This is a genomic window from Mesorhizobium newzealandense (assembly GCF_042682145.1).
GTDB classification, from domain to species: Bacteria; Pseudomonadota; Alphaproteobacteria; order Rhizobiales; family Rhizobiaceae; genus Mesorhizobium; species Mesorhizobium newzealandense.
The window spans coordinates 52,324-75,603 of sequence record NZ_JBHUGZ010000031.1 but is presented as its reverse complement, the minus strand read 5'-3'; the positions used below and the strand labels follow the sequence as shown (position 1 = coordinate 75,603).

Annotated in this window: 21 protein-coding genes and 1 pseudogene; 9 read left to right on the top strand and 13 right to left on the bottom strand. The window is 63.7% G+C overall.

What is annotated here, in order from left to right:
* Nucleotides 1-124: 124 nt before the first annotated feature.
* Nucleotides 125-1,192: a LacI family DNA-binding transcriptional regulator gene (locus ACFSOZ_RS37580; protein ID WP_379106781.1), complete on the top strand. Its 1,068-nt coding sequence runs from the start codon at nucleotides 125-127 to the stop codon at nucleotides 1,190-1,192.
* A gap of 3 nt (nucleotides 1,193-1,195) precedes the next feature.
* On the opposite strand, the gene ACFSOZ_RS37575 is transcribed toward ACFSOZ_RS37580, so the two are convergent.
* The 4 genes and pseudogenes from ACFSOZ_RS37575 to ACFSOZ_RS37560 form a co-directional block, all read right to left on the bottom strand.
* Nucleotides 1,196-1,510, bottom strand: coding sequence for a ferritin family protein (locus ACFSOZ_RS37575; RefSeq protein WP_379106778.1), 315 nt, complete (start codon nucleotides 1,508-1,510; stop codon nucleotides 1,196-1,198).
* A gap of 55 nt (nucleotides 1,511-1,565) precedes the next feature.
* Nucleotides 1,566-2,321: a bestrophin-like domain gene (locus ACFSOZ_RS37570; RefSeq protein WP_379106776.1), complete on the bottom strand. Its 756-nt coding sequence runs from the start codon at nucleotides 2,319-2,321 to the stop codon at nucleotides 1,566-1,568.
* Between the two features lie 98 nt (nucleotides 2,322-2,419).
* Nucleotides 2,420-3,973, bottom strand: coding sequence for a trimethylamine methyltransferase family protein (locus tag ACFSOZ_RS37565; RefSeq protein WP_379106774.1), 1,554 nt, complete (start codon nucleotides 3,971-3,973; stop codon nucleotides 2,420-2,422).
* 12 nt (nucleotides 3,974-3,985) lie between these two features.
* Nucleotides 3,986-6,396, bottom strand: a pseudogene (locus tag ACFSOZ_RS37560) (GcvT family protein).
* Between the two features lie 312 nt (nucleotides 6,397-6,708).
* On the opposite strand from ACFSOZ_RS37560, the gene ACFSOZ_RS37555 reads away from it, so the two are divergent.
* A complete protein-coding gene (locus tag ACFSOZ_RS37555) occupies nucleotides 6,709-8,190 on the top strand; it encodes an esterase-like activity of phytase family protein (protein ID WP_379106772.1) in 1,482 nt (493 codons plus the stop codon).
* Between the two features lie 98 nt (nucleotides 8,191-8,288).
* Here the strand turns inward: ACFSOZ_RS37555 and ACFSOZ_RS37550 are convergent, their stop codons facing one another.
* The gene (locus tag ACFSOZ_RS37550; RefSeq protein ID WP_379106770.1) at nucleotides 8,289-9,077 is read right to left on the bottom strand and encodes a L,D-transpeptidase; all 789 of its coding nucleotides are present in this window, start codon (nucleotides 9,075-9,077) and stop codon (nucleotides 8,289-8,291) included.
* Nucleotides 9,078-9,290: 213 nt separating this feature from the next.
* On the opposite strand from ACFSOZ_RS37550, the gene ACFSOZ_RS37545 reads away from it, so the two are divergent.
* Together ACFSOZ_RS37545 and ACFSOZ_RS37540 are read left to right on the top strand one after the other, a co-directional pair.
* Nucleotides 9,291-10,763: an MATE family efflux transporter gene (locus ACFSOZ_RS37545; RefSeq protein WP_379106768.1), complete on the top strand. Its 1,473-nt coding sequence runs from the start codon at nucleotides 9,291-9,293 to the stop codon at nucleotides 10,761-10,763.
* A gap of 68 nt (nucleotides 10,764-10,831) precedes the next feature.
* Entirely contained in the window at nucleotides 10,832-11,407 is a 576-nt protein-coding gene (locus tag ACFSOZ_RS37540) for a TMEM175 family protein (RefSeq protein ID WP_379106765.1), read from the top strand.
* 89 nt (nucleotides 11,408-11,496) lie between these two features.
* Here the strand turns inward: ACFSOZ_RS37540 and ACFSOZ_RS37535 are convergent, their stop codons facing one another.
* On the bottom strand, nucleotides 11,497-11,778 hold the full coding sequence (locus ACFSOZ_RS37535) for a hypothetical protein (protein ID WP_379106762.1): 282 nt from the start codon (nucleotides 11,776-11,778) through the stop codon (nucleotides 11,497-11,499).
* A 239-nt stretch (nucleotides 11,779-12,017) separates the two neighbouring features.
* Between ACFSOZ_RS37535 and ACFSOZ_RS37530 the strand changes: the two genes are divergently transcribed.
* Nucleotides 12,018-12,884 carry an SDR family NAD(P)-dependent oxidoreductase gene (locus tag ACFSOZ_RS37530; RefSeq protein ID WP_379106760.1) on the top strand — a complete coding sequence of 289 codons (867 nt, stop codon included), beginning with the start codon at nucleotides 12,018-12,020 and terminating at the stop codon, nucleotides 12,882-12,884.
* 34 nt (nucleotides 12,885-12,918) lie between these two features.
* On the opposite strand, the gene ACFSOZ_RS37525 is transcribed toward ACFSOZ_RS37530, so the two are convergent.
* The 3 genes from ACFSOZ_RS37525 to ACFSOZ_RS37515 all read right to left on the bottom strand — a co-directional run bounded on the left by ACFSOZ_RS37525 (nucleotide 12,919) and on the right by ACFSOZ_RS37515 (nucleotide 14,897).
* Nucleotides 12,919-13,344, bottom strand: coding sequence for a low affinity iron permease family protein (locus ACFSOZ_RS37525; RefSeq protein WP_379106758.1), 426 nt, complete (start codon nucleotides 13,342-13,344; stop codon nucleotides 12,919-12,921).
* Nucleotides 13,345-13,670: 326 nt separating this feature from the next.
* On the bottom strand, nucleotides 13,671-14,312 hold the full coding sequence (locus ACFSOZ_RS37520) for a DapH/DapD/GlmU-related protein (protein WP_379106756.1): 642 nt from the start codon (nucleotides 14,310-14,312) through the stop codon (nucleotides 13,671-13,673).
* A gap of 78 nt (nucleotides 14,313-14,390) precedes the next feature.
* The gene (locus tag ACFSOZ_RS37515) at nucleotides 14,391-14,897 is read right to left on the bottom strand and encodes a CreA family protein (RefSeq protein ID WP_379106754.1); all 507 of its coding nucleotides are present in this window, start codon (nucleotides 14,895-14,897) and stop codon (nucleotides 14,391-14,393) included.
* 189 nt (nucleotides 14,898-15,086) lie between these two features.
* Between ACFSOZ_RS37515 and ACFSOZ_RS37510 the strand changes: the two genes are divergently transcribed.
* The 3 genes from ACFSOZ_RS37510 (at nucleotide 15,087) to ACFSOZ_RS37500 (ending at nucleotide 18,587) form a co-directional block, all read left to right on the top strand.
* Nucleotides 15,087-15,662 (top strand): SCO family protein, encoded by a 576-nt coding sequence (locus ACFSOZ_RS37510; RefSeq protein ID WP_379106752.1) that lies wholly within the window; start codon nucleotides 15,087-15,089, stop codon nucleotides 15,660-15,662.
* 65 nt (nucleotides 15,663-15,727) lie between these two features.
* Nucleotides 15,728-16,600 (top strand): 50S ribosomal protein L11 methyltransferase, encoded by an 873-nt coding sequence (locus ACFSOZ_RS37505; RefSeq protein WP_379106750.1) that lies wholly within the window; start codon nucleotides 15,728-15,730, stop codon nucleotides 16,598-16,600.
* 142 nt (nucleotides 16,601-16,742) lie between these two features.
* Nucleotides 16,743-18,587, top strand: a complete 1,845-nt coding sequence (locus ACFSOZ_RS37500) for an aminopeptidase P family protein (protein WP_379106748.1) — start codon at nucleotides 16,743-16,745, stop codon at nucleotides 18,585-18,587.
* 187 nt (nucleotides 18,588-18,774) lie between these two features.
* Here the strand turns inward: ACFSOZ_RS37500 and ACFSOZ_RS37495 are convergent, their stop codons facing one another.
* Both ACFSOZ_RS37495 and ACFSOZ_RS37490 read right to left on the bottom strand, forming a co-directional pair.
* Complete coding sequence (locus ACFSOZ_RS37495; RefSeq protein ID WP_379106746.1) at nucleotides 18,775-19,071, bottom strand: AzlD family protein; 297 nt, start codon at nucleotides 19,069-19,071, stop codon at nucleotides 18,775-18,777.
* Nucleotides 19,068-19,796: an AzlC family ABC transporter permease gene (locus ACFSOZ_RS37490; protein WP_379106744.1), complete on the bottom strand. Its 729-nt coding sequence runs from the start codon at nucleotides 19,794-19,796 to the stop codon at nucleotides 19,068-19,070. Before ACFSOZ_RS37490 ends, ACFSOZ_RS37495 begins: the two co-directional genes overlap by 4 nt.
* 62 nt (nucleotides 19,797-19,858) lie before the next feature.
* Between ACFSOZ_RS37490 and ACFSOZ_RS37485 the strand changes: the two genes are divergently transcribed.
* On the top strand, nucleotides 19,859-20,335 hold the full coding sequence (locus ACFSOZ_RS37485) for a hypothetical protein (protein ID WP_379106742.1): 477 nt from the start codon (nucleotides 19,859-19,861) through the stop codon (nucleotides 20,333-20,335).
* A 15-nt stretch (nucleotides 20,336-20,350) separates the two neighbouring features.
* On the opposite strand, the gene ACFSOZ_RS37480 is transcribed toward ACFSOZ_RS37485, so the two are convergent.
* Nucleotides 20,351-21,043: a DUF2461 domain-containing protein gene (locus ACFSOZ_RS37480; protein ID WP_379106866.1), complete on the bottom strand. Its 693-nt coding sequence runs from the start codon at nucleotides 21,041-21,043 to the stop codon at nucleotides 20,351-20,353.
* Nucleotides 21,043-23,247 carry an NAD-dependent DNA ligase LigA gene (ligA, locus tag ACFSOZ_RS37475; protein ID WP_379106740.1) on the bottom strand — a complete coding sequence of 735 codons (2,205 nt, stop codon included), beginning with the start codon at nucleotides 23,245-23,247 and terminating at the stop codon, nucleotides 21,043-21,045. Before ligA ends, ACFSOZ_RS37480 begins: the two co-directional genes overlap by 1 nt.
* Between the last annotated feature and the right edge of the window lie 33 nt (nucleotides 23,248-23,280).

The following is a 23,280-nucleotide window of genomic DNA, read 5'->3' as shown; positions in this document are numbered from 1 at the left end:
CGTAAACGTTTACGAGAACACACCCGAAGGTGTAGAATGTCAACTGGCCGCTCGCGAAAAATCATCCTTGTCGCTTGGCCTGAGCGGCTACCGGTGCTAGCCAAGCAAGGGGGAGAACAGTCACTTGGCGTCCAGCATTCACGATCTTGCCCGTCACCTGAACATTTCGATCGGCACGGTGTCGCGCGCTCTCAATGGCCGCGCCGACGTCAATGCCGACACGCGTCAGCGCGTGCTCGATGCGGCCAGGACGCTCAATTATTCGCCCAACCAGTCCGGCCGCAGCTTGCGGCAAGGCGCCACCCATTCGATCGCCTTCATGCTGCAGCCGCATCCGGGCGACCAGCAATATGGCGAGCCGTTCTTCATTCCATTCCTGATCGGGCTGCAGGCGAAACTTGCCGAAAGCGGGCTCGACCTGATCGTGGTCATGGGCGCGCCGGGCGACTACCAGCAGGAGCGCCTGCGCCGTGTCGTCGAGACGCGCCGCGCCGACGCGGTGCTGCTGGCCTGGACGCGTCGCGAGGACGAGCGCATCGACTATCTCACCCAGGCCGGCTTCCCATTCGCCACGCTCGGCCGCAGCCGCTCCGGGGCCAAGTCCTACCCCTCACTCGATCTCGATTTCGAACAGGCAGGCACTGACGCGGTCGACCGCCTGGTGGCGCGCGGCCACCGCCGCATTGCCGCCATCCGCCCGTCGCTCGATCTCAACTTCGGCTACCTGTTCCTCGACGGCTATCGCAAGGCCTTGCGGCGGCACGGCATCGAAGTCGATCCCGAGCTGATCGTATCCGGCTTCATCAACGAGGCCGGCGGCTACGAAGTGACACCTCAGGTGATGCGTTCCAAGAAACCGCCGACCGCCATCATCTTCAACAATGACGCGATGGCACTTGGCGGCTGCAAGGCGCTGGCCGAGATGGGCATCAGACCGGGCCATGACATGGCGGTGACCGTCATCGTCGACACGCCGCTCTGCCGCTACTTCTCGCCAGCGCTGACCGCCTTCCGCCCAGCGCTGGAGCCAATGGGACAGCGGCTCGCCGAAATGCTGCTGGCCTCGATCCCGGCCTTCGCCGGCCCGGAGGGTCCGCGGATCATGCGCGAGGTCTGGCCGCTGGAACTGGTCGCGCGCGACAGCGACTCGATTGTGGTGGAGCCTGGTCCGCAGCGAAACTTGCCCGGGTAGACCTTAATCCACCTTCTTCTCGCCCGCCTCGCCGCGTTTGACGATATCGCCGGTGGTGAACAGTATTTCCTTCAGCTCCGCCCGCCAGTCCTTCTTCTGGCGCAGCAGGAATTCGAGATTCATGCCGAAATGCTTGAACTCCTCGCCTTGCGCGTTCTTCATGATGGCGCGGGCCTGCGGGTCCTTCTCCACCGACATGCGCTGTTCGTACCAGCCTATCGCTTCCGCCTCCTCGATCAGCGAGGTGATCATGCGGGCAAAGGTCCGCACCTTGTGCGACAGTTCTTCAGGCGGTTCATGATACTGGTCGAAACCCATGTCGTCCTCCTTCGAGCCATCTCCATGAATGCCCGGGAACGACGCCGGTTCCGCATCATTGCTGCAATTCCGCCAGTGCCCTCTGCAGCGGCGCCGGCGAAATCTGGATCGGACCGGAGAACGGCACGTCCATGTCCAGGATCAGGTAGATCGCCCCGGCGATCAGCACGGCCGAGACCATGAAGGTCGAAACCGTGATGGCGTTGCGGGGTGCCCTGAAGCCGAAACTGGCGAAGATCAACGCCAGCCAAGCAACCAGCATGGCGATCAGCGGCCAGGGGATCGCGCCCTCCGACTGCTCGATCAGAATCCATCGCAATTCCACCACTTTCTGCAGACGCTGACCGGCATCCTGCAACAGGGCGCCATGCGCCGCATCGGCCGGAGCCAGCGCGCTCAGCCGGGTTCCGATCTCCGTCAGCAGATGTTCGGACAGCCGGTTGGCGACCACTGGCGTCTCACCGGTCGGCGAGGCATCGCCCGCCACCCTCTGCGCATAGACGACCAGCGGCTGGCGAACCGCGTCTGTTTCCGGGCCATACTGGCGCAAGATCCGGTCGAGCAGGATCATCTCCGTCGCATAGGCGTGCACATTGTGGTCGATCGATTCGAAGGTGTTCTTGGCCGAGTTGATCATCAGGCCGAGCACCAGTGAGGTCATGACCCCGAAAAGGTTGGCGGTGAGCCTCACCACATTGTTCGTATCGTCGTCGCGATGTCTGGCCGGCATCCTGGGCCATACCGCCATGCTGACCAGCGGCGCCGCTGCCAGGCACAGGAAGATCACCACTGCGATCGAAGCTTCGCGCATGCCGCCCATTTCTGCACGGGATGCGCCGATTGCCAATGACCCCGGCACCGATCAGGCCGCGAAAGTTGCGTCAGGCGTCTTGTGCGATTGCCCGTGCCTCACGACACCGGTGCTGCTCCACCCTCTTGCGTGCGCCGGGCGATGAATTCGTCGAGCACGCCGGCGGTGGCGACGGCCGAAGCGGGAGGCACGAAATCGGCAAGCGCCCGTCTCCAGACACCGGTGGCGCGCTCGCTCGCCGTCTTCGAGCCGCTTTGCGTCCAGTTGCCAAAATTCGACCAGTCGGCGACCAGCGGCTCGTAGAAGGCAGTGCGGTAGCGCGCCATGGTGTGGCCGGCCGAAAAGAAATGGCCGCCCGGCTGCACTTCGGCGATCGCTTCGAAGCCGATGGAATCGCTGTCGCCGGGGGTTGGCGCGCAGAGTTCAGCGACCGTCTGCAACGCCTCGACATCGGTGACCAGTTTCTCGAAGGAAACGCTCAAGCCGCCTTCCAGCCAGCCGGCGGCATGGATGCACATCGTCGCCCCGGCCAGCACCGAGCCCCACAGCGCGAACTGCGTCTCGTGTGCCGCCTGCGCGTCCGAAATGTTGGCCGCACTGCCGCCACCGGACCGCCACGGCAGTCCGGTGAAGCGCGCCAGCTGGCCGGCGCCCAGCGTCGCCTTGACATGCTCCGGCGTGCCAAAGGCGGGCGCTCCGGACTTCATGTCGACATTGGAGGAGAAGGAGCCATAGACGACCGGCGCGCCGGGCCGCACGATCTGCGCCAGCGTCAACCCGGCCAGCGCTTCGGCATGCTGCAGCGTCAGCGCGCCGGCGACCGTGATCGGCGCCATAGCGCCCGCCAGGCAGAAGGGCGTGATGACGGAGACCTGTCCTGCCCTAGCGAAATCGATGATGCCTTGCGCCATCGGGATGTCGAGCTGGCGCGGCGAGTTAGTGTTGATGACAGTGTAGCAATGCGCATTTGCGCGGAATTCGTCCTCCGACAGGCCACGCGCCAGCCGCAGCATCTCGAAGCCGTCCTCGACCTGCGGCGTGCCGCGCGCGAACACGAATGGAAATTTGTCGGACAGCGTCAGCTGCGCGCGGTTGACGGCATAGTGGCGATAGCGGTTGTCGACATCCTGTGGCTCGATGCAGGGTCCCAGCATATGCAGCACGTCGAAATGCTGCACCAGCCGCATCAAATCCTCGAAATCGGCCAGTGTGCCCGGCCGCCGGCCGCGCTCGAGATCGGTGACATTCGGCGCCCCACATCCGGCCAGGAAGGTCATCGAGCCGAGCTCGAGCGTCAAATCGCGGGCACGAGTACCGGCACGGGCCTGGATCGACTTCGGCGCCGAGGTGAGTGCCGCCGTCACCATGTCGCGGCCAAGGCGCACCATGTCGGTGTCCGGATCGACCAGGGCGCCGGCACGGGCGAAAAGCTCGCGCGCCTGCGGCAGCAGCACCTTGATGCCGAGTTCTTCCAGCACCCGCAACGCCGTGTCGTGGATCGCGGCGACTTGATCGTCCGAAAAGATCGGCTGCGGCAGGAACGGGTTCTTCAGCGAACGGTAATCCGGCCGGCGGCTGGTTTCCGATCCGGCCTCGCCCGTCCGTCCACGCCGGCGCTCGCGCCTGCTGTCACGTGCCGCGTCATCGACCATCAGAAATCCTCCTCATTGCCGCATCGCTTTGCCCAGGGGATCGTAGGGCGAGGCCGCGATGACGCGCGCCGGCCGCTCCGTGCCGACGACATGCACCGACAGCGCGGTGCCCTCCCCTGCGAAATCGCGGTCGACAAGCGCCAGCGCCAGGCTTTTGCCGACCGTATAGCCATAGCCGCCCGAAGTGACGAAGCCGATGCGCCGGCCTTGATGCCAGACCGGCTCGAAGCCGCTGGCGTCGGCGTCGACGGCATCGACCTCCAGGGTCACCAGGCATTGGCCGCTACCGGCCTCCCGCTGTTTCAATGCCGCTTCGCGGCCGGTGAAGTTGCCCTTGCCGAAAGCGATGAAGCGGTCGAGACCGGTCTGACCCGCTGTGTAGCCCTGCGTGAATTCGCGTGACCAGATGCCAAAACTCTTCTCCAGCCGCAGCGCGTTCAGCGCATAGTAGCCAATCTCGGCAAGGCCGAGATCCTCGCCGGCCGCCAGCAGCGTTTCGCGCAGGCTGGCATGCATGGTCATGGGGCAACTGATCTCGAAGCCGAGCTCGCCGGCAATAGAGAGGCGGGCAACCCGTGCCTGCACCATGCCGATGTCGAATGCGCCGCAGGCCATGAACGGCAGCGCCGCAGCGGATACGTCCTGATGCGTCGTGCGCTCCAGGATCTTGCGCGCGTTCGGCCCGGTCAGCAGGAAGCCGCTCATCGTGTCGGAAAGGTCGGTGACCGTGACGCCCTCCGTCGCATGGGCCTCGAACCAGCGCATGTGGAATTCTCTGAGATAGTAGGAGCCCATCAGCCAATAGGTGCCATCGCCCCAGTTGAAGACGGTGAGGTCACCCTTCAGCCGTCCGTCATGGCCGAGCATCGGCGCCAGACTGGCCCGCCAGGGCTTCGGCAGCCTGCAGGCAAGCAGCCGGTCAAGCCATGCTTCAGCGCCAGGCCCCGAGACCGCATAGCGCGCATAAGCCGAGATATCGACCAGACCCGCCGCCCGCCGCACCTGCAGCGCCTCGTCGCCGACGATATCGAAGGCGTTGGAGCGTTTCAGCGCGGTGTTCTCGCGAAACCCCATCGGCGCGAAATAGGCCGGGATTTCCAGCCCCCATGACGCCGTCCATTCGCACCCCGCCGTCGTCATGCCGTCATAGGCGCCGGGGCGTTTCAGCGGCCGGCCGGCCGGCAGCCGCTCATTGGGAAAGGTCATGACGAAACGGCGCGAATAGAACTGGCGTGTCGTCTGCTTGAGATATTCGCGGTTGGCGGCGAAGGCGCCATAGCGGGCGATGTCCATGCCGAAAATGTCGGCCTGCGGCTCGCCATAAATCATCCACTCGGCCAGCGATTTGCCGACGCCGCCGCCCTGGCTGAAGCCGGCCATGACACCACACGCAACCCAGTAATTCTTCAACCCGCGCACCGGTCCGACGATCGGATTGCCGTCCGGGGTAAAGGTGAAGGCGCCGTTGACCCATTTGCGAATGCCGGCCGTCGCCAGGCAAGGAAAGCGCTCATAGGCTTTGGACAGTTCCGGGCTGATGCGGTCGATGTCTTCCGGGATCAGCTCGATGCCGTAGTCCCACGGCGCGCCATCCATGTTCCAGTGCTTTGGGTTCTGCTCGTAGACGCCGAGCAGCACGCCCTTGCGCTCTTGCCTGAGGTAGGAAAAGCCATCGAGATCGACCGCAAGGCCGAGTTCCTTGTCGAGGGCGGCAACCTCGGGAATGTCCTCGGTGATGAAATAGTGATGCTCCATCGGCGTCACCGGCAATTCGACGCCGGCCATACGGCCGAGTTGCTTTGCCCACAGCCCGCCGGCGTTGACGACATGTTCGGCGATGATGGCGCCTTGCTCGGTGATGACATCCCAGCGCCCATCGGCGCGCGCCTTCAGTTCGACGACCCGATTGCGCAGGACGATATCGGCGCCACGCTTTTTCGCTGCACCGGCATAGGCATGCGTCGTTCCATAGGGGTCGAGATGGCCTTCGTTGGAATCGTAGAGGCCGCCGAGCACACCGCTGACATCGACGATCGGGCAGATTTCCTTGATCTCTTCCGGCGTCACCAGGCGAGCCGTTTCGATGCCGACCGACTGGAACACGGCCCAGGCCGATTTCAGCCACTCCCAGCGCTGGGGATCGCTGGCCATGTTGACGCCGCCCGTCATGTGCAGGCCCGCGTTCTGGCCGGATTCCGCCTCGATCTCGCGATAGAGTTTGATGGTGTAGTCCTGCAGCGCCGCGACGTTGGGATCGGCGTTGAGCGCGTGGAACCCGGCCGCCGCATGCCAGGTCGAACGGCCGTCAGTTCGGCACGCTCGATCAGCGCCACATCGCTCCAGCCGAAACGCGTCAGATGGTAGAGCACCGAGGCCCCGACCACGCCACCTCCGATGACAACTGCGCGGTAGTGCGACTTCAAGGCTTCCCCTCCTCGGTTGGTCCGAAGGCCTCACCATATATCTACTGGACATAAGTGTCTAGTGCGATGCGAACACACCGCGCTTCGTCGACCTGATGCGTGCTGGGGTGATCAATTCTTTCGAGCGACCACGCGTTCTTATCGGCGTCCGAAGGAGCCGGCGGGCGAGCATCGCGCGCTGTCACGCAAGCATCATGTTCGCGCCGTAGACCGCTTTTCGGGGAGGCGCGCGCGGCATCATCGATGCCGCACCTCTTTCGGTTTTTCGTCCATCGGCGGCTCCGGCACGCTTTGTCACAAAGAGGATTATCCATGAAACACCCATACCGAACCGCGCCGCTCGGCGTCGCGCTGGCATTGTTCACTGCCTTGACGCCGGCGCTCGCCGACAGCACCGCGACGGTCGGCGGCACCAGCTTCGTCAGCAAGGGCCTGGTCGGCGTCGGCCGCATCCCGGCCAGCCAGAAGGACAAGTTCGGCGAGACCTTCGGCTCGGGCTCCGGCATGGCGATCGACACTGCCGGCTGGACGCATGGCGCCGACGGCTACAAAGGTTCTCTCTGGCTGCTGCCGGACCGCGGCTACAATGTCGTCGGCACCACCGATTATCGGCCACGCCTCAACACCATCGGCATCGAGTTTGCCCCGGTCGCGCCAGGCGCTGCACCCGCGGCCGGCCAGGAGCAGTCCGGCGTCAAGGCGACACTCGCCGACACGATGCTCTTGACCGACGACAAGGGCAACGACGCCACCGGCCTCGACCCGCTCAACGGCGCACGTGCAGCCGCCGGCGACATGCCGATCCTGCCCGAGGCCAACGGCAAGCTGGCGCTCGACAACGAGGCGATCGTGCGGCTACCCGACGGCTCGATGTTCATCTCCGACGAATACGGCCCGAACATCTATCGGTTTTCCGCCGAAGGCCGCCTGCTGTCGGCGACCCAGCCGCCGGCCGCCCTGGTGCCGATGCGGCACGGCGCGCCGAACTTCGCCTCCGACAATCCGGGGCCTGGTGCGGCCGAGCCCGATCCGAAGGATCCCGACACCGGCCGCCAGAACAACCAGGGCCTCGAAGGCATGGCGATGACGCCGGACGGCAAGTTCCTGATCGCCGTGCTGCAGTCGGCGCCCAGGCAGGATGGCGGCGATTCCGGCGCGACGCGCCAGAACACGCGCGCGCTGGTCTATGATGCTTCCGATCTCGCCCACCTCAAGCTGTCGCATGAATATGTCGTGCCGCTGCCGGTGTTCAAGGATGCCAAGGGCAAGACCAAGGTGGCCGCGCAGAGCGAGATCGTGGCCCTGTCGGACCAGACCTTCCTGATGCTGACGCGCGACAGCGGCAACGGTCAGGGGTTGAAGGGCGACACCTCGCTGCTTCGCCAGATCAACATCGTCGATCTCTCCGCCGCGACCGACATCGCCGGTGGCGCCTTCGACGCGGCCGACAAGCGGGTGGCGCCCAAGGGCGTGCTCGACCCATCGGTGACGCCGGCCAGGCTGACGCCGTTCATCGACCTCAACGACAAGGGCGAACTCGGCCGCTTCGGCCTGCACAATGGCGCGCCGAACGACAGGAACAACCTCTCGGAAAAGTGGGAGGCGATGTCGGTGGTCAGCGTGCTCGATCCTAAGCTGCCCGACGACTATTTCCTGTTCGTCGCCAACGACAACGACTTCCTCACCCAGGACGGCTTCCAGGTCGGCGCGCCCTACAAGGCCGAGGACGGCGCCGATGTCGACACCATGTTCCTGGTCTATCAGGTCACGCTTCCCGGCCTCGCCAGGAAGTAACGGCACCATGCAGGCGGGCGCGCCAAGCAGTTGCGGCGCGCCCGCGCAAGGGTGCATCTCGATCCGGTCTACGAGCAGTCCACGGATCGTGAAGGGACTTACTTCAACATCTCCGCGTCCCTTGGCACGCCAGCATCGATCGGCTCGGCCGTCCTGCTCGACACGGCCATGATCTTGCCGGCAGGCGACAGGTTCGCGCGCACGAAAACCGGCGCGACCCCGTTGACGCGGCTGTAGAGGTCGATGATGTCCTGGTTCATGAAGCGCACACAGCCGGATGAAGCGTTCTTCCCGATGGAATCCCATTCCGGCGTGCCGTGCAGCCGGTACATCGTGTCCTTGCCGTCGCGGAAGAGATACAGCGCGCGTGCACCTAGCGGGCTCTGCGGGCCAGGCGGCATGCCGTCCTTGTATTTCGCCAGTTCCGGCCTGCGCTGGATCATTTCCGGCGGCGGCGTCCAGACCGGCCACTTCTTCCTCGCCTGAACCACGGCGCTGCCGGTCCATCCGAAGCCGGCCTTGCCGAGGCTGACGCCATAGCGGATAGCCTTGCCGCCGTCGCGCACCAGATAGAGAAAGTGCTCGGAGACATCTACGACGATCGTGCCGGGTTTTTCCCCCGTCGGGTCGGACACGACCTGGCGCACGAACTTCGGATCGATCTTGGCCACCGGGATTGCCGGCAGCTGATACCCCTCGTCGACGCGCGCCGCGTACATGCTTTCGACATCGCCGAAAGCCGGATCGCTTGGCGCCGCTGCCACTGGCGGCGGCACCACGTCAGTCGTGGAGCACGCCGAAAGAGCCACGGAGGCCGCGCCCATAGCGGATGCACCGAGAAACGCGCGCCGGCTCAGGCGCTCAGACAACAGCGGAATATCGGACATGAACCCCCCGGCTTATCCATAAGATCTAGTAGGGAATACGTCCCCACACGGCCAGGATCACTATCCGATTTCGGAAGCTTTGAGAATGATTAGATCAAGGCACGCCAGGCGGAATTCGAGGCCGTGGCGAAAGACGGCATTCCCTGGCTTGCATCATGACAACGTCGGGCGCAGAAAGCTGCCGATGACGACCGCCTCGCCGAGTTGCCTGCCATGGACGACAATATGCCCACGCGCCGGCGTACCGCCGACCTGACCAGCGGCCCGATCCCGCGCACACTTCTGCTGTTCGCCCTGCCCGTGCTCGGCTCCAACGTGCTGCAGTCGCTCAACGGGTCGATCAACGCCGTCTGGGTCGGCCGTTTCCTAGGCGAATCCGCGCTGACCGCCACCTCCAACGCCAACCTCGTCCTGTTCCTCATCCTCGGCACGGTGTTCGGCATCGGCATGGCGGCCACCATCCTGGTGGCCCAGTCGGTCGGCGCCCGCGACCTGCCCGAGGCGCGCCGCATCGTCGGCACCAGCGCCACCTTCTTCTTCCTCGTCTCGGTGGTCTTGGCGGTCTGCGGCTGGATCTGGGTCGACGCCATCCTGGGCACGCTCGGCACCCCGGCCGATGCCTTGCCGCTGGCGCGCTCCTATCTGCGCATCATCTTTGTCGCCGTGCCGATGATGAACCTTCTGTCCTTCGTCATGACCGTGCTGCGCGGTGCCGGCGATTCGCGCACGCCCTTCTTCTTCATGGCGCTTGCCGTCGTCCTCGACATCGTGATCAACCCGCTGCTCATCCGCGGCAGCGGGCCATTCCCGGAGCTCGGCATCGCCGGATCGGCAACCGCGACGCTGATAGGCCAGACGGTGAGCGTGATCGCCATTCTGATCGTGCTCTATGTACGCAAGCACCCGCTGCGGCTGGCCGGCGCCAATCTCGCTCTGCTGCGGCCCGACCCCACCTTGCTGCGCATCGTCGTCTTCAAGGGCGTGCCGATGGGCCTGCAGATGATCGTCATCTCGGTGGCGGCACTGACGGTGATGGGCATCGTCAACTCCTACGGTTCGCAGGTCGCCGCCGCCTACGGCATTGCCGCGCAGCTCTGGACCTACATCCAGATGCCGGCCCTCGCCATCGGTGCGGCGGTCTCCTCGATGGCGGCGCAGAATGTCGGTGCCGGCCGCTGGGACCGGATCGGCCGCATCGCCGCCTCCGGCGTCGGCTTCAACCTGGTCCTGACCGGCGCACTGGTTGCGGTGTTGTCCGTCTTCGACCGCTCGGTGCTCAGCCTGTTCCTGAGCAGCGACAGCGCCGCGATCGACATCGCCGTCCACATCAACAGTGTCGCATCGTGGTCGTTTATCCTGTTCGGCATCACCATCGTGCTGTTCGCCACCGTGCGCGCCACCGGCGCGGTGATGCCGCCGCTGATCATCCTGGTGATTTCGGTGCTGATCGTGCGCACCGGCTTTGCCTATTTCATGCGCGGCGTGATCGGCGAGGAAGCGCTGTGGTGGAGTTTTCCGGCCGGCTCGATCACGTCGCTCGTGCTGGCCGCGGCCTACTACCGCTTCGGCCGCTGGCGCACCATGCACATGATCGAGGACAGGCCGGCCGCCGGCGAGCCGCCGGACACCGGCCTTGGCGTGCCGCGCCAGCGCGCGAACATGACGCCTGAGACGCCGAACGGCTGAACAGACCTCCACTTTCCCGATACCGCTCAGCTCATCTAGACTGGCAACCGCACCGCAAGGAGGCTCCATTGGGCAAAGGCAGGGTCGAGGCATTCACCGATGGCGTCGTGGCCATCATCATCACCATCATGGTGCTCGAGCTGAAAGTGCCGCATGGCGAGGATGTTTCCGCCCTGTTGCCGTTGTGGCCGATCTTCTTCTGCTACGTCCTGTCCTTCATCAACGTCGGCATCTACTGGAACAATCTGCACAACATGTTCCACACCGTGCAGCACGTCGACGGCCGCGTGCTGTGGGCGAACCTCAATCTGCTGTTTTGGCTGTCGCTGATGCCGGTAACGACGGCCTTCATGGGCGAAAACCATTTTGCGCCGGTGCCGGTCGCCGTCTATGGCGCCGATCTCGCGCTATGCGCCATCGCCTATAATATTCTGGCCGCAGCGTTGCATCGCCTGCACGGCAACAACACCGCCTTTGCCAGGGCACTGGGCAATGACCGCAAGGGCAAGATCTCGCTGGCCCTCTACATTGCAGCCGTCCTGCTGACCTTCGTCAATCAGTGGATCGGCGTCGCGCTTTATGTGCTGGTCGCGATGATCTGGCTCGTGCCGGACACGCGCTTCGCGCGGGTGATCGAAAAGTAGCTGTCATCTACTTGTTTGACCCAATTCCCAAGGGAAAGCGCCATGCGCTTTTCCCGGGAAAACCGCGACACACTTTTCCTGGAATTGCTCTATTTGCGCATCGCCTTCAGTTTTTCCGCCACCGAAGCAGCAAGGTCGGCATAGCGCTCCTCCAGCCGCGCCGCGGCCTTGATGATCGAAAAATCATGGCCGAACTTCTCCAGCGCCATGCGCAGCTTTTCGACGAACTCGGCTTGTTTCTCCAGGGCGGAAAAGAGCGTCTTCACCTGCACTTCGCTGATGTCGGGGTTGGCCAGCATCTGCGGCACCTCGCGGCCCATCTGGTCGCCGGTGGCGGTCTGTTCCTTCAGAATTGCAACCCAGTCCGTCAATCAGGAAATCTCCATTTGCCACGGCAACATGCGCAGCCTCGACCGGGCTGGTCAACCCGGACCGACGCATGTCGCCCGAAAGCACGCAGTGGTTCCGGGACGACGACGTGCATGAAAACAAAGCCTTGAGCGCGCCACATGTTTCTCTTCAAACGCGATGCGCTTTAGGCGCTGAGAGGCTTGCGCAAGCCCGTTCCAGCGCTAAGTTCGGCGCCATCGAAAGAAGGAACCCATCGCCCATGATCACCGACGCCGAAATCCAGACCGCCCTGCCCGCGCTTGGCCCGGGCAACACCGCCGTCATCACCGGCGCCGCCAGCGGTATTGGTCTTGCGGCCGCCAGGCGACTTGCATTGATGGGCATGAAGATCGTGCTCGCCGACATCGGCGGCGCGCGTCTCGACGATGCCTCCCGCGCCGTCTCCGCGATTGCCGGAGGCGATGCCGTGCTCGCCGTCGCGACCGACGTTTCGAAGGCGGATGAAGTGGACCTTCTCGCCGAAAGGGCGTTTGGCGCCTTCGGCGACGTGTCGCTGCTGATGAACAATGCCGGCGTCGGCAACAACCCTGGAAAGCCGTGGGAAAACCGCGACGCCTGGAAGCGGCTGCTGGACATCAATTTCTGGGGCGTCGTGCATGGCGTCGAAGCCTTCGCGCCGCGCATGCTGGCCTCGGCCAAGCCGGGGCTGATCATCAACACCGGCTCCAAGCAAGGCATCACCACGCCGCCCGGAAACCTTGCCTACAATGTCTCGAAGGCCGGGGTGAAGACCTACACCGAAGGCCTGGCACACGCGCTGCGCAACGAACCCGGTGCCCACCTCGCCGCCCATCTGCTCATCCCCGGCTTCACTTTTACCGGCCTTACAGAGGGTGCGACGGAAAAACCGGCCGGCGCCTGGACCGGCGAACAGGTCGTTGATTTCATGTTGGAATACCTGACCAGGGGCGATTTCTACATCCTGTGCCCGGACAATGAAGCGGCGCGGCCGCTGGATGAAAAGCGCATGGCCTGGGCGATCGGCGACATCATCGAGAACCGCCCCGCTCTGTCGCGCTGGCACCCGGACTACAAGGAGCCTTTCGCGGCCTACATGAAGCAATGAACGTTCTCGGAGACTGATCCTGAATTTCAGCCTTTCAGGCCGCGCGCTTTCTCGGCCCGCGCTTCTGCGCCACGGCCTTCTTCGCAGCCATGGCGGCTATCTTCTCGTCATGCCGCCTGGCCGCACGCTCGCATTTGTCGCGGATCTCCTCGACTTCGGATTCGGTCAGATGTTCGATGCCGATGAAGGTGTTGTGGCCCTCGCTGACCCGGATCAGTTCGTCGAGCTTGGCCTGGATCGCCGCGCCGTCGCGATTCTGGGTGTTCTGGATGAGAAAGACCATCAGGAAGGTGATGACGGTCGTGCCGGTGTTGATGACGAGCTGCCAGGTGTCCGAGAAGCCAAAGAACGGCCCGCTCACCGCCCAGACGACGACGATCAGGCAGCAGGCGGCGAATGTCAGCGGCAGGCCGGCTATATGGGCGACCCGGTTGGCGATCTTGGTGAAAAGCTTTTCCATCTATCGAAATCCCTCAATGCCGCGGCGCAATGAGAAACAACCGGCAGCCGTTTCAGGTTCCCGGCGCAAACAAATACGTCAGGCGCAATTGGACACACGCATGAAGAGAACAAGGCGGCAAACACACCTTATGGCTTCAATGCCACAGTAACCATGCAGGCGAGAGAACCTGTTCCTTCCGCTTCACGGCGGTTTATCTCCAGCCCCTTCCGCCGCGCCACCCCCGCATGGCGGAAGGGGTTTCAGTCCGCAGAGCGCGGAGCATGATTCCCCAAAGCGCACCGGCACAGACAGGCGGTCGCTGCGCTTTCGCGACGCAATTCAGGTCAGATGGCGTCATTCTCCCAGCGGTCGAGGAAAGCCTCGATCGGCATCGCCTGCATGTCGGGAACCGCCCTGGCGAGTTTTTCGACCGGCCAGTCCCACCAGGAGAGAGCTTCGATCCGTGACGCAACAGCGGCCGGGAAGCGTGACCTCTGCGGTCTGGCCGGTACCCCGGTGACGATGGCGTAGGGCGGTACGTCATGCGTCACCACCGCATTGGCACCGATGACGGCGCCATTGCCGATGGTCAGCCCGGGCATGATCACCGCGCCATGGCCGACCCAGACATCATGGCCGATGGTCACGGCTTTCGCCTGCCGCCGCTCGCGGAAGGCGGCGTCGACGCCCAGCCAGCGAAAATACTCGTTCGGTCGGTAGCTGACCTTGTGCTGGGTCAGCCGTTCGATGGGATGCTCCAGCGCGTTGATGCGGCTGTTGGCGGCGATCGAACAGAATTTGCCGATCGTCGTGTAGATCGCCTCCGAATGGCGTTCGAAATAGGAAAAATCGCCGACCGTCACCTCGCGCAGCACCACCCGCTCGCCGATCGAGGCATAACGGCCGAGCTTGCACGCCTTCAGTTCCGCGGTCGGATGGATACGCGGCTCGGAATCCTTCGGGACGAGATTTTCGGAACGGTCCATGCCGCGGCTTTACCCCCGAGCAATTGCTCCCGCAAGACGGGAGCAATTGTCCGTCATGTCAATTGCGAAGGACTTCGCCTATTTCGGCTTGCCGTTGGTCCACACCACGTTCTGGCCGTAGAGCGGCACGGTGGTGACCGACATCTTGGCCGAGCCATTCTGCACCTGGCGCGAATGCGACAGGTAGATCAGCGTCTCGTTGGCCTTGTCGTAGATGCGGTTCACCACCTGCTTCTTCCAGATCAGGCTGATGCCTTGCTTGAACACTTCCTCGCCGCCCTCGCCCATGTCGATGTCGCCGATGGTGATCGGGCCGGTCTGGCGGCAGGAGATCGAGGAATCGGAGGGATCCTCGAACCAGTTGCCCTTGTGCAGGCGATCGATGATGCCGCGATCGAAATAGGAGACGTGGCAGGTCACACCCTCCACCTTCGGATCCTTGATCGCCTCGACGATGATGTCGTTGCCGAGCCAGTCGACACCGACCTTGCCGACTTCATCGGCGACGGCCGTGCCAGCGCCAAGGACAACGCACGCAGCCAGCGCGCCGCCGATCAGTTTTCGCCCAATCAGTCCTTGCAACATAGCCTCCTGCGGTTCGAGTTTGCCGGTCACAGGTGGGGCGAGCAGCCCGGCTTTGCAAGCAGATACATGGACACCACCGCAGTTGCGGCAACGCGGCACTTTGCCTGGGCGGGGTCGAACCGCTAAGACTAGGATACTGCGCGGCATGTGGCCGGCGCCCCCGATGATTCCTGTGGACGGACCCTACTGATGATGCGTTCTATTCTGGTCGGCATTCTCGTCCTGATGGCCGCCGGCATCGGCTGGCTGACCTTCGACTGGTACCGCGGCCACTATGGCGGCGAGCCCTTCGGCGCCGCCTTTACGCTGGTCGACCAGAAAGGCGCGCCGATCACCGAGGCCGCCTTCAGGGGCCAGCCAAGCGTCGTCTTCTTCGGCTTCACCCATTGCCCCGAGGTCTGCCCGACCACGCTGTTCGAACTGGCCGGCTGGCTGAAGACGCTCGGCGACGATGGCAAGAACCTGCACGCCTATTTCGTCTCGGTCGATCCGGAGCGCGACACGCCCGAGATCATGAACACCTATGTCAGCAATTTCTCCGACCGCATCACCGGCATCACCGGCGACCTGGACAAGGTCCATGCCATGGCCAAGGCGTTCGGTATCTACTGGAAGAAGGTCGACACCGGCGACGGCGACTACACGATGGACCACACCGCCTCGGTGCTGCTGCTCAACGCCAAGGGCGACTTTGCCGGCACCATCGCCTATGGCGAAAGCTCCGACACGGCAATCGCCAAGTTGAAGCGACTGGCCGCGGGCTGACGCATGATCCCGAAAAGTGGGAACCGGTTTTCGGACAAGATCATGCTCAAACAAGAATAGAATACATGACCCAGACGCGACTTTATTTCACTGCCGGAAAGCTCGACGCTGACCGCATTTTCGCGACATTCGAGGCGGCCTTCGAGGATGAAGGCCTGCCGATCGCCGTGCTGGAGGTCGACGAGGATCGCGACATCTACGAAGTGTCGCTCTATGCCGATGGCGACGTCGATGCCGTCGAGGCGCGGGCCAAGGACATCCTCGCGGGTCTTTCCATAGCGAAGCCGATCGAGCGCGAATCCCTGCCCGACATCGACTGGGTGGCGCGCTCGCTGGAAGGCTTGAAGCCGGTGCGCGCCGGCCGTTTCTTCGTCCACGGCGCGCATGACCGCAGGAAGCGCCGCAGCGGCGAGCTTGCCATCGAGATCGAAGCGGGCCTCGCCTTCGGCACCGGCCACCACGGCACCACCGCCGGCTGCCTCGAAATGCTGGAAAGGGTGATGCGCCGCGAGCACCCGCGCAATGCGCTCGACCTTGGCACCGGCAGCGCGGTGCTGGCCATCGCCGTCGCCAAGCTGGCGCACATTCCGGTGCTGGCCACCGACATCGACCCCGTGGCGGTCAGGGTAGCTGCCGCCAATGCGCGGCTCAACCACGTCAAGGCGCTGGTGGAGACGGTGACCGCGCCGGGCTTTCACCACCCGATCTTCGACAAGCGCGCGCCTTTCGATCTCATCGTCGCCAACATACTGGCGCGGCCGCTGATGCGACTGGCACCGCAAATGGCCGATCACATCGCACTTGGCGGCTCGATCGTGCTCTCAGGCATCCTCGAGCGCCAGCGCGACGCCGTCGTCTCGGCCTATGTCGGCCAGAACTTCCGCCACGTGCGCACCTTGCACCGCGAGGGCTGGGTGACGATCCACCTCAAGCATTGAGGCCGACACGCCGGCAACGAGCTTGGACCAAGCCCGCCCGGTTGTCAGTCAGGCAGCGCTGTAGCAGGTTGCGCCAGCCGGAAATCGATTCCGATTTTCGGGGTCATGCGCTACGGTCGCACCGAATTCAGGGAGGCCCACAATGTTCCAGACCTTCGATTCCGCGGGCGACCCGGCCGTCGGCAAGCCGCGCGTTGCGCTGCTGCGCCAGTGGCTGGCGGCCAACGGGCTGGACGGCTTCATCGTGCCGCGCGCCGACGAGCACCAGGGGGAATATGTCGCCGACCGCTCGGCGCGGCTGAAATGGCTGACCGGCTTCAGCGGCTCGGCCGGTGTCGCCATCGTGCTGCGCGACCGCGCCTTCGTCTTTGTCGACGGGCGCTACACGCTGCAGGTGCGCCACGAGGTCGATCTCGACATCTTTTCGATCGAAAGCCTGGTCGACAACCCGCCAGCCGTCTGGCTGAGAGACAATCTTGGCAAGGGCGCACGGCTCGGCTTTGACCCGTGGCTGCACACGGTCAGCGAGGTCAAGGCGCTGCAAGCCTCGGCCGACAAGACCGGTGCGGTGCTGGTGCCGCTCGACAGGAACCCGATCGACATCATCTGGAAGGATCAGCCCGAGGCGCCGGTGGCGCCCGTCGAGCTCCACCCGATCGGCTTTGCCGGCGAACTCGCCAAGGACAAGCTGGCGCGGCTGGCCACGGCGATCGCCAAGGACGGCGCCACCCATGCGGTGCTGACCGACCCCTCCTCCATCGCCTGGACGTTCAACATCCGTGGCGGCGACGTGCCGCACACGCCGCTGGCGCTCGGCTTCGCCATCCTCGCCGCCGACGGGTCGCACCAGCTTTTCATGGACCGGCGCAAATTCTCGCGGCAGGTCGCGGCCTATCTCACGCAGCTCGCCGAGCCGCACGAGCCCGGTGAATTCGAGGCGGCGATCGTGGCCCTTGCCAAGGGTGGTGCGAAAATCGCGCTCGACCCGGTGCTGGCGGCCGACAGGCTGCGCATGCTGGTCGAGGACAATGACGGCACCGTGTTTGCCGCGCCCGACCCCGCCCGCATTCCGCGCGCCACCAAGAGCCAGGCCGAGATCAACGGTTCCCGCGCCGCGCATCGCCGCGATGGTGCCGCGGTGGCCAAGCTTTTGTGCTGGCTGGAGCGCCAAAAACCTGGGTCGCTCGACGAGATTGCCGTGGTGACCAAGCTGGAAGAGACGCGCCGGCAGACCGGCGAGGAAACCCAGATGCCGCTGCGCGACATCTCCTTCGACACCATTTCCGGCGCCGGCCCGAACGGCGCCATCATGCACTACCGCGTGTCGCGCGCCACCAGCCGCAAGCTGCAGGCCGGCGAGCTGTTCCTGCTCGATTCCGGCGGCCAGTATCAGGACGGCACCACCGACATCACCCGCACCGTGCCGATCGGCCAGCCGACCGAGGAAATGCGCGAACGCTTCACGCTGGTGCTGAAAGGCATGATCGGCATTTCCACGCTGCGTTTCCCCGCCGGCACGCGCGGCTCGGAAATCGATGCCGTCGCCCGGATGGCACTGTGGAAGCATGGCTGCGACTTCGCCCACGGCACCGGCCATGGCGTCGGCTCGTATCTGGCCGTGCATGAAGGACCCCAGCGCATCGCCCGCACCGGCACCGAAAAGCTGCTCGAAGGTATGATGCTGTCCAACGAACCCGGCTACTACAAGGAGGGCTCCTACGGCATCCGCATCGAGAACCTCGTCCTGGTGACACCGGCGGCACAGGTCGAAGGCGGCGACATCGCCATGCATGACTTCGAGACATTGACGCTGGCGCCGATCGACACGCGCCTGGTGCGCACCGATCTCCTGACGCGCGACGAGCTGCACTGGCTCGACACGTACCATGCCCGCGTGCTGGCCGAGATCGGCCCGATGCTCGACGGAGAAACGCTGGCCTGGTTGGAAAAGGCCACCGCGCCGCTGCCGCATGATGCGAAGATTTGATTTTCTGGAGCGCCCGAAGGCGTGTCGAGATTCAGGTCAGGACGAGCCGGAGTCGAAGACGGGCGCGAAGCGACCAAACAAGGTGGGTTCCGAGAACCGGAGCGGAGCGTACCTTTTTTGTACGTGAGCACCGGAAGCGCAGGAAACCGCCATTTGCAGGTCGTCATCACCTTAATAGCGACATGCCCTACCCGACGAACTGCCGAGCGATAATCAGCACCGCCGTGCCCGCCAGAAACATCGCCATCAGCCCGCCGCGCAGCGAAACCACGGCGGTGACGACCAGTGCTGCCCATTCCGCCGGTCCGGCATTCAGCAGCTCCGGCGCCACCAGCGTCGTCAGCACCGCCGCCGGCACGGCATTGAGGCCGGCCTCGACGCGCGGATGGATGTTGTCGAAGCGGGAGATCACCAGATGCCCGCCGATGCGCGTCAGATAGGTTGCGATCGCAGCGGCGATGATGATCCAGAAAGTCGTGCTCATGGCCGTGCCTTCACGCCGCTGTGGTGAGGCGGCAGGATGACGGCAAGCAGCACGCCGGCAACCGCACCGATCGAGACGTGCCAGGGTGAGCCGACCGTCTTGTAGGCGATGATCGAGGCAGCAGTGCTGGCAATGACCACCGGCAACCATAGCGGCCGCTTGCGAAAGCCCAGGACAAGACCGAGAAAATAGATCGGCAGCAGGAAATCGATACCCAGCGCATGCGTGTCGGGGATCAGCTTGCCGAATACCGCGCCAAGCGCGCTTTCGATCACCCAGAAGACGTAGACGGGCAGGCCAAGTCCCAGATACCAGGCGAAGCCGACCGTCTGGCCGGATAGCGCCCTCGCCTCGGCAACAGCGAACTGCGGATCGGTGAGGATGAAATAGCCAAGCGCCTGCTGGATGACGGGCCAGTGCGCGATGCGCCGGCCGATACCGGCGGAATAGAGAACGTGGCGGAAATTGACGGCGAAGATTGACAGCACGATCAGCCACGGCGCCACATGCTGGCCGAACAGCTGAATGCCGACCATCTGGCTGGCGCCGCCGAACACCAGCGCGCTCATCAGGAAGGCTTCGAACACCGAGAAGCCATTGTCGACGGCGAGCGCGCCGAACAGCACCGCAAACGGCGCCGATGCCACCACGACCGGCATCGACAGCCGCACGCCTTGCCAGAAATCGCTTTTCGCGCTGCTTTCGGAAATTGCGTCCGTCGCCATTAGCCACTCCCTCCGGAACGGCGGATGTAGGTGGCGTGGCCTGTCTTGTCACACGAATTCGCTTGAGCCAAACGATCAGCGAAAATGATCGACAGCCCTGTTCAGGCTCGCAATGTCATTGCGTTGGTTCGCCTTTGGCTGACGATGGCGTTGCCACCTTTCCTGCTTGCGGACGCAGGAAGCAACCGGAGGACCACAAACGCCCAATCGCCAGGAAAGCGAGGCCAACACCAACGATTTCAACCAACGGAAATATGAAACTATGCATAGATTCGAATGGGTCTTTTGACAATTGCAATACATACGCAGAAAATAGAAAAATCTCTATCGAGTATATTATAGATGATAGGAAAAAATTCCGTATAGATAATTTTACGATTGGAAAGACTGATATCTCCACCACAATGAATATAGACAAAGAAAGCACATCAAAAGGCGCGATAGAGAAAACCAAAAAATTCCAGAAGATGATTAGCAGCGATATGAGCAAAGGCATCAAACCGACCCTCTTCGCGCATGAGAACAGGTGTTCCATCTAATCATACGCCATGGACCTAACTGGCCTCAGTGTTGCCCTGGATCGCCCGGCCCCAGTCGAGCAGCGGCTTGGCGTGCAAGGTGAAATCGACGAGTTCGTCGACCAGCTCTGGACCATGGATCCCAGCCGGATCGATCGCATGCCGGACGGCGAAATGCCGGTTGCGGATGGCTGCGACGAGATCGGCATCGTCGACATGCTCGAAGCCGCGCGGTGTCCGCTTCATGCCGCCTTCGGCATCCAGTTCGAGGCCGTTTTTCGCCAGCGCTTTCACCATGGCGCGAAATCTGTCAGGCCATACTTCGATGGCTCGGCGCATCGCCAGCAGCAGGGCTGGCTCGGGTTGCCACCAGGCGACGCCGGCAAAGCAACCCTCGAGCCCGATATGGACGTAGAACACGCCATGCTCCATCTTGGTGCCGTCGGGCGACAGGATCGCCGACAAATGCCGGTTGTAAGGCCGCTTGTCCTTGGCGAAACGCACGTCGCGATTGATGCGGAACAGCGATTTCTTGCGATCGCCGCGCAGCCCGAGCCCTGCCTCCGCGAAACGCCGAGTGAGCGTTTCGACCAGATCGCCAAAGGGGTCGCGCAACTCCTTTTCGAACAGGTCGCGGTTTTCCAGGAACCACTCCCGGCTCTGATGGAAATCCAGCGCCTTCAGGAACGGAATGGCCTTCTGCCCGAAACCCTTGAATGCACCTTCCATCACGCCTTGCCGATCCGCACCAGCCAGGCGTCCTCGTCGATCACCTCGACGCCGAGCTCGCTGGCGAGCTTGAGCTTGGAGCCGGCACCGAGTCCTGCGACAACCAGATCGGTCTTCGCGGAAACCGAGCCCGCGACCTTGGCGCCGAGACGTTCCGCCATTGCCTTGGCCTCGGGGCGCGTCATCTTTTCCAGCGTGCCTGTGAACACGATGGTCTTGCCGGCAACCGCGCTGTCGGCCGAGATGGTCACGACATACGGCTTCGGCCTGACCTGCACGAGCAGCGCGTCAAGCACGTCGTCGTTGCGCTCATTGCCGAAGAAATCGCGAAGTGCATCGATCACAGTGTCGCCAATGCCGTTGACCGATGGGAAAACCGTGTGCGGATCGGCCGCCGCTGCCGTTTCCTTGCCGACGCGAATCAACTCCTCGATGGTCGAGAAGGTCCGGGCAAGCACCGCCGCTGTCGTCTCGCCGATGTGGCGGATGCCGAGCGCGAAGATGAAACGGTCCAGTTCCGGTTCGCGGCGCGAGTCGATGGCAGAAAACAGCTTGTCGAGGCCTTCGTAATTGCGGTCCTCGACGCTGCGCACATTCTTGCGCGTCTTGCCCGATGCGGCCTCGCGCTGCCTGGCCTGCTCCTCGCGCCGCTCGGCCAGCGCCCTGGTGACCGCAGGGCGGCGATCCCTGAGCGTGAAGATATCCGCGGCTGTCTTGATCAATCCCGCATTGAAGAAGGTGTCTATGTTCTCGGCGCCGAGCCCTTCGATGTCCAAGGCACCGCGAGACACGAAGTGGCGCAATCCTTCCACCGCCTGCGCGGGGCAGATCAGTTCGCCGGTGCAGCGGCGGCGGGAATCTTCCTTGCCGGTCTTCTCGTTGATCTCGCGCGTCGCCGGCGAGCCGCAGATCGGACAAATATGCGGGAACTCGTATGGCACGGCATCGGGCGGACGCTTGTCGATGACGACGCTGACGATCTGCGGAATGACATCCCCTGCCCGCTGGATCACCACGGTGTCGCCGATGCGCACGTCGATGCCGTCGCGGATCGGCTGGCCCGTGCTATCCAGACCCTTGATGTAGTCCTCATTGTGCAGCGTGACGTTTTCGACCACGACGCCGCCAACCGTGACGGGTGCCAGGCGCGCAACCGGCGCCAGCGTGCCGGTGCGGCCAACCTGGATGTCGATCTTCTGCACGGTCGTCATCGCTTGTTCGGCGGGGAATTTGTGCGCAACCGCCCAGCGCGGCTCGCCGGTGACGAAACCCCATCTGCGCTGCAGTTCCAGCTGGTCGACCTTGTAGACGACGCCGTCAATGTCATAGCCCAGCGAGGAGCGCTGTTCCTCGATCCGATGATAATGCGCGATCAGGTCCTCGGCCGACTTCGCCCGCACCATCAGCGGACTGATCGCAAAACCCCAATCCTTGAACTTCTGCACGGAATCGTACTGGGTCGGAGCGGGTTCCTCCGATGTATAGCCCCAGGCATAGGCGAAGAATTTGAGGTTGCGGCTGGCGGTGACGGATGCATCCTTCTGGCGCAGCGACCCGGCCGCCGTGTTGCGCGGATTGACGTAGTCCTGGCCGCCAACCGCAGCCGAGCGTTGCTTCAGCGCCTCGAATTCCGCGTAGGTCATGTAGACCTCGCCGCGTATTTCGATGATTTCAGGCCAGCCCGAGCCTTTCAGCTTTGCGGGGATGTCGGCGATTGTCCTGAGATTGGCGGTGATGTCCTCGCCGACGGTGCCATCACCGCGCGTTGCGCCTTGCACGAACACACCACCCTCATAACGCAGCGAAGCCGACAAACCGTCGATCTTCGGTTCGGCTGTAAAGGCGATGTCGAGATCCTTGTCGCGATCGAAGAACCGCCGGCCGCGTTCGATGAAATCCGTGACGTCCTCGTCGGTATAGGCCTTGGCGAGGCTGAGCATCGGCACCGCGTGACGCACCTTGGCGAAGCCTTCAGCCGGCGCAGCACCAACCCTGCGCGACGGCGAATCCTCGCGCACCAGCGCCGGGAAGCGCTGTTCGATGGCAAGGTTGCGCCGTGTCAGCGCATCATATTGCGCGTCGGTGATTATCGGCGCGTCCTCGGTATGGTAGCGCCGGTCGTGCTCGGCGATCTCTTCCGCCAGGCGCATCAGCTCGGCTTCGGCCTCGCTTTCGCTGAGCGAATCGACAGGTTTTTCGGCCATGCTTTTCTTCCCCGAACGGTGGCGCGTCACAAT

Bases quoted from the DNA above. Each gene is read 5' to 3' on its own strand.
- ACFSOZ_RS37575 (WP_379106778.1), bottom strand. From the start codon at position 1,510: ATGGGTTTCGACCAGTATCATGAACCGCCTGAAGAACTGTCGCACAAG.
- ACFSOZ_RS37570 (WP_379106776.1), bottom strand. From the start codon at position 2,321: ATGCGCGAAGCTTCGATCGCAGTGGTGATCTTCCTGTGCCTGGCAGCG.
- ACFSOZ_RS37565 (WP_379106774.1), bottom strand. From the start codon at position 3,973: ATGGTCGATGACGCGGCACGTGACAGCAGGCGCGAGCGCCGGCGTGGA.
- ACFSOZ_RS37555 (WP_379106772.1), top strand. From the start codon at position 6,709: ATGAAACACCCATACCGAACCGCGCCGCTCGGCGTCGCGCTGGCATTG.
- ACFSOZ_RS37550 (WP_379106770.1), bottom strand. From the start codon at position 9,077: ATGTCCGATATTCCGCTGTTGTCTGAGCGCCTGAGCCGGCGCGCGTTT.
- ACFSOZ_RS37545 (WP_379106768.1), top strand. From the start codon at position 9,291: ATGGACGACAATATGCCCACGCGCCGGCGTACCGCCGACCTGACCAGC.
- ACFSOZ_RS37530 (WP_379106760.1), top strand. From the start codon at position 12,018: ATGATCACCGACGCCGAAATCCAGACCGCCCTGCCCGCGCTTGGCCCG.
- ACFSOZ_RS37525 (WP_379106758.1), bottom strand. From the start codon at position 13,344: ATGGAAAAGCTTTTCACCAAGATCGCCAACCGGGTCGCCCATATAGCC.
- ACFSOZ_RS37520 (WP_379106756.1), bottom strand. From the start codon at position 14,312: ATGGACCGTTCCGAAAATCTCGTCCCGAAGGATTCCGAGCCGCGTATC.
- ACFSOZ_RS37515 (WP_379106754.1), bottom strand. From the start codon at position 14,897: ATGTTGCAAGGACTGATTGGGCGAAAACTGATCGGCGGCGCGCTGGCT.
- ACFSOZ_RS37510 (WP_379106752.1), top strand. From the start codon at position 15,087: ATGATGCGTTCTATTCTGGTCGGCATTCTCGTCCTGATGGCCGCCGGC.
- ACFSOZ_RS37505 (WP_379106750.1), top strand. From the start codon at position 15,728: ATGACCCAGACGCGACTTTATTTCACTGCCGGAAAGCTCGACGCTGAC.
- ACFSOZ_RS37500 (WP_379106748.1), top strand. From the start codon at position 16,743: ATGTTCCAGACCTTCGATTCCGCGGGCGACCCGGCCGTCGGCAAGCCG.
- ACFSOZ_RS37495 (WP_379106746.1), bottom strand. From the start codon at position 19,071: ATGAGCACGACTTTCTGGATCATCATCGCCGCTGCGATCGCAACCTAT.
- ACFSOZ_RS37490 (WP_379106744.1), bottom strand. From the start codon at position 19,796: ATGGCGACGGACGCAATTTCCGAAAGCAGCGCGAAAAGCGATTTCTGG.
- ACFSOZ_RS37480 (WP_379106866.1), bottom strand. From the start codon at position 21,043: ATGGAAGGTGCATTCAAGGGTTTCGGGCAGAAGGCCATTCCGTTCCTG.
- ligA (WP_379106740.1), bottom strand. From the start codon at position 23,247: ATGGCCGAAAAACCTGTCGATTCGCTCAGCGAAAGCGAGGCCGAAGCC.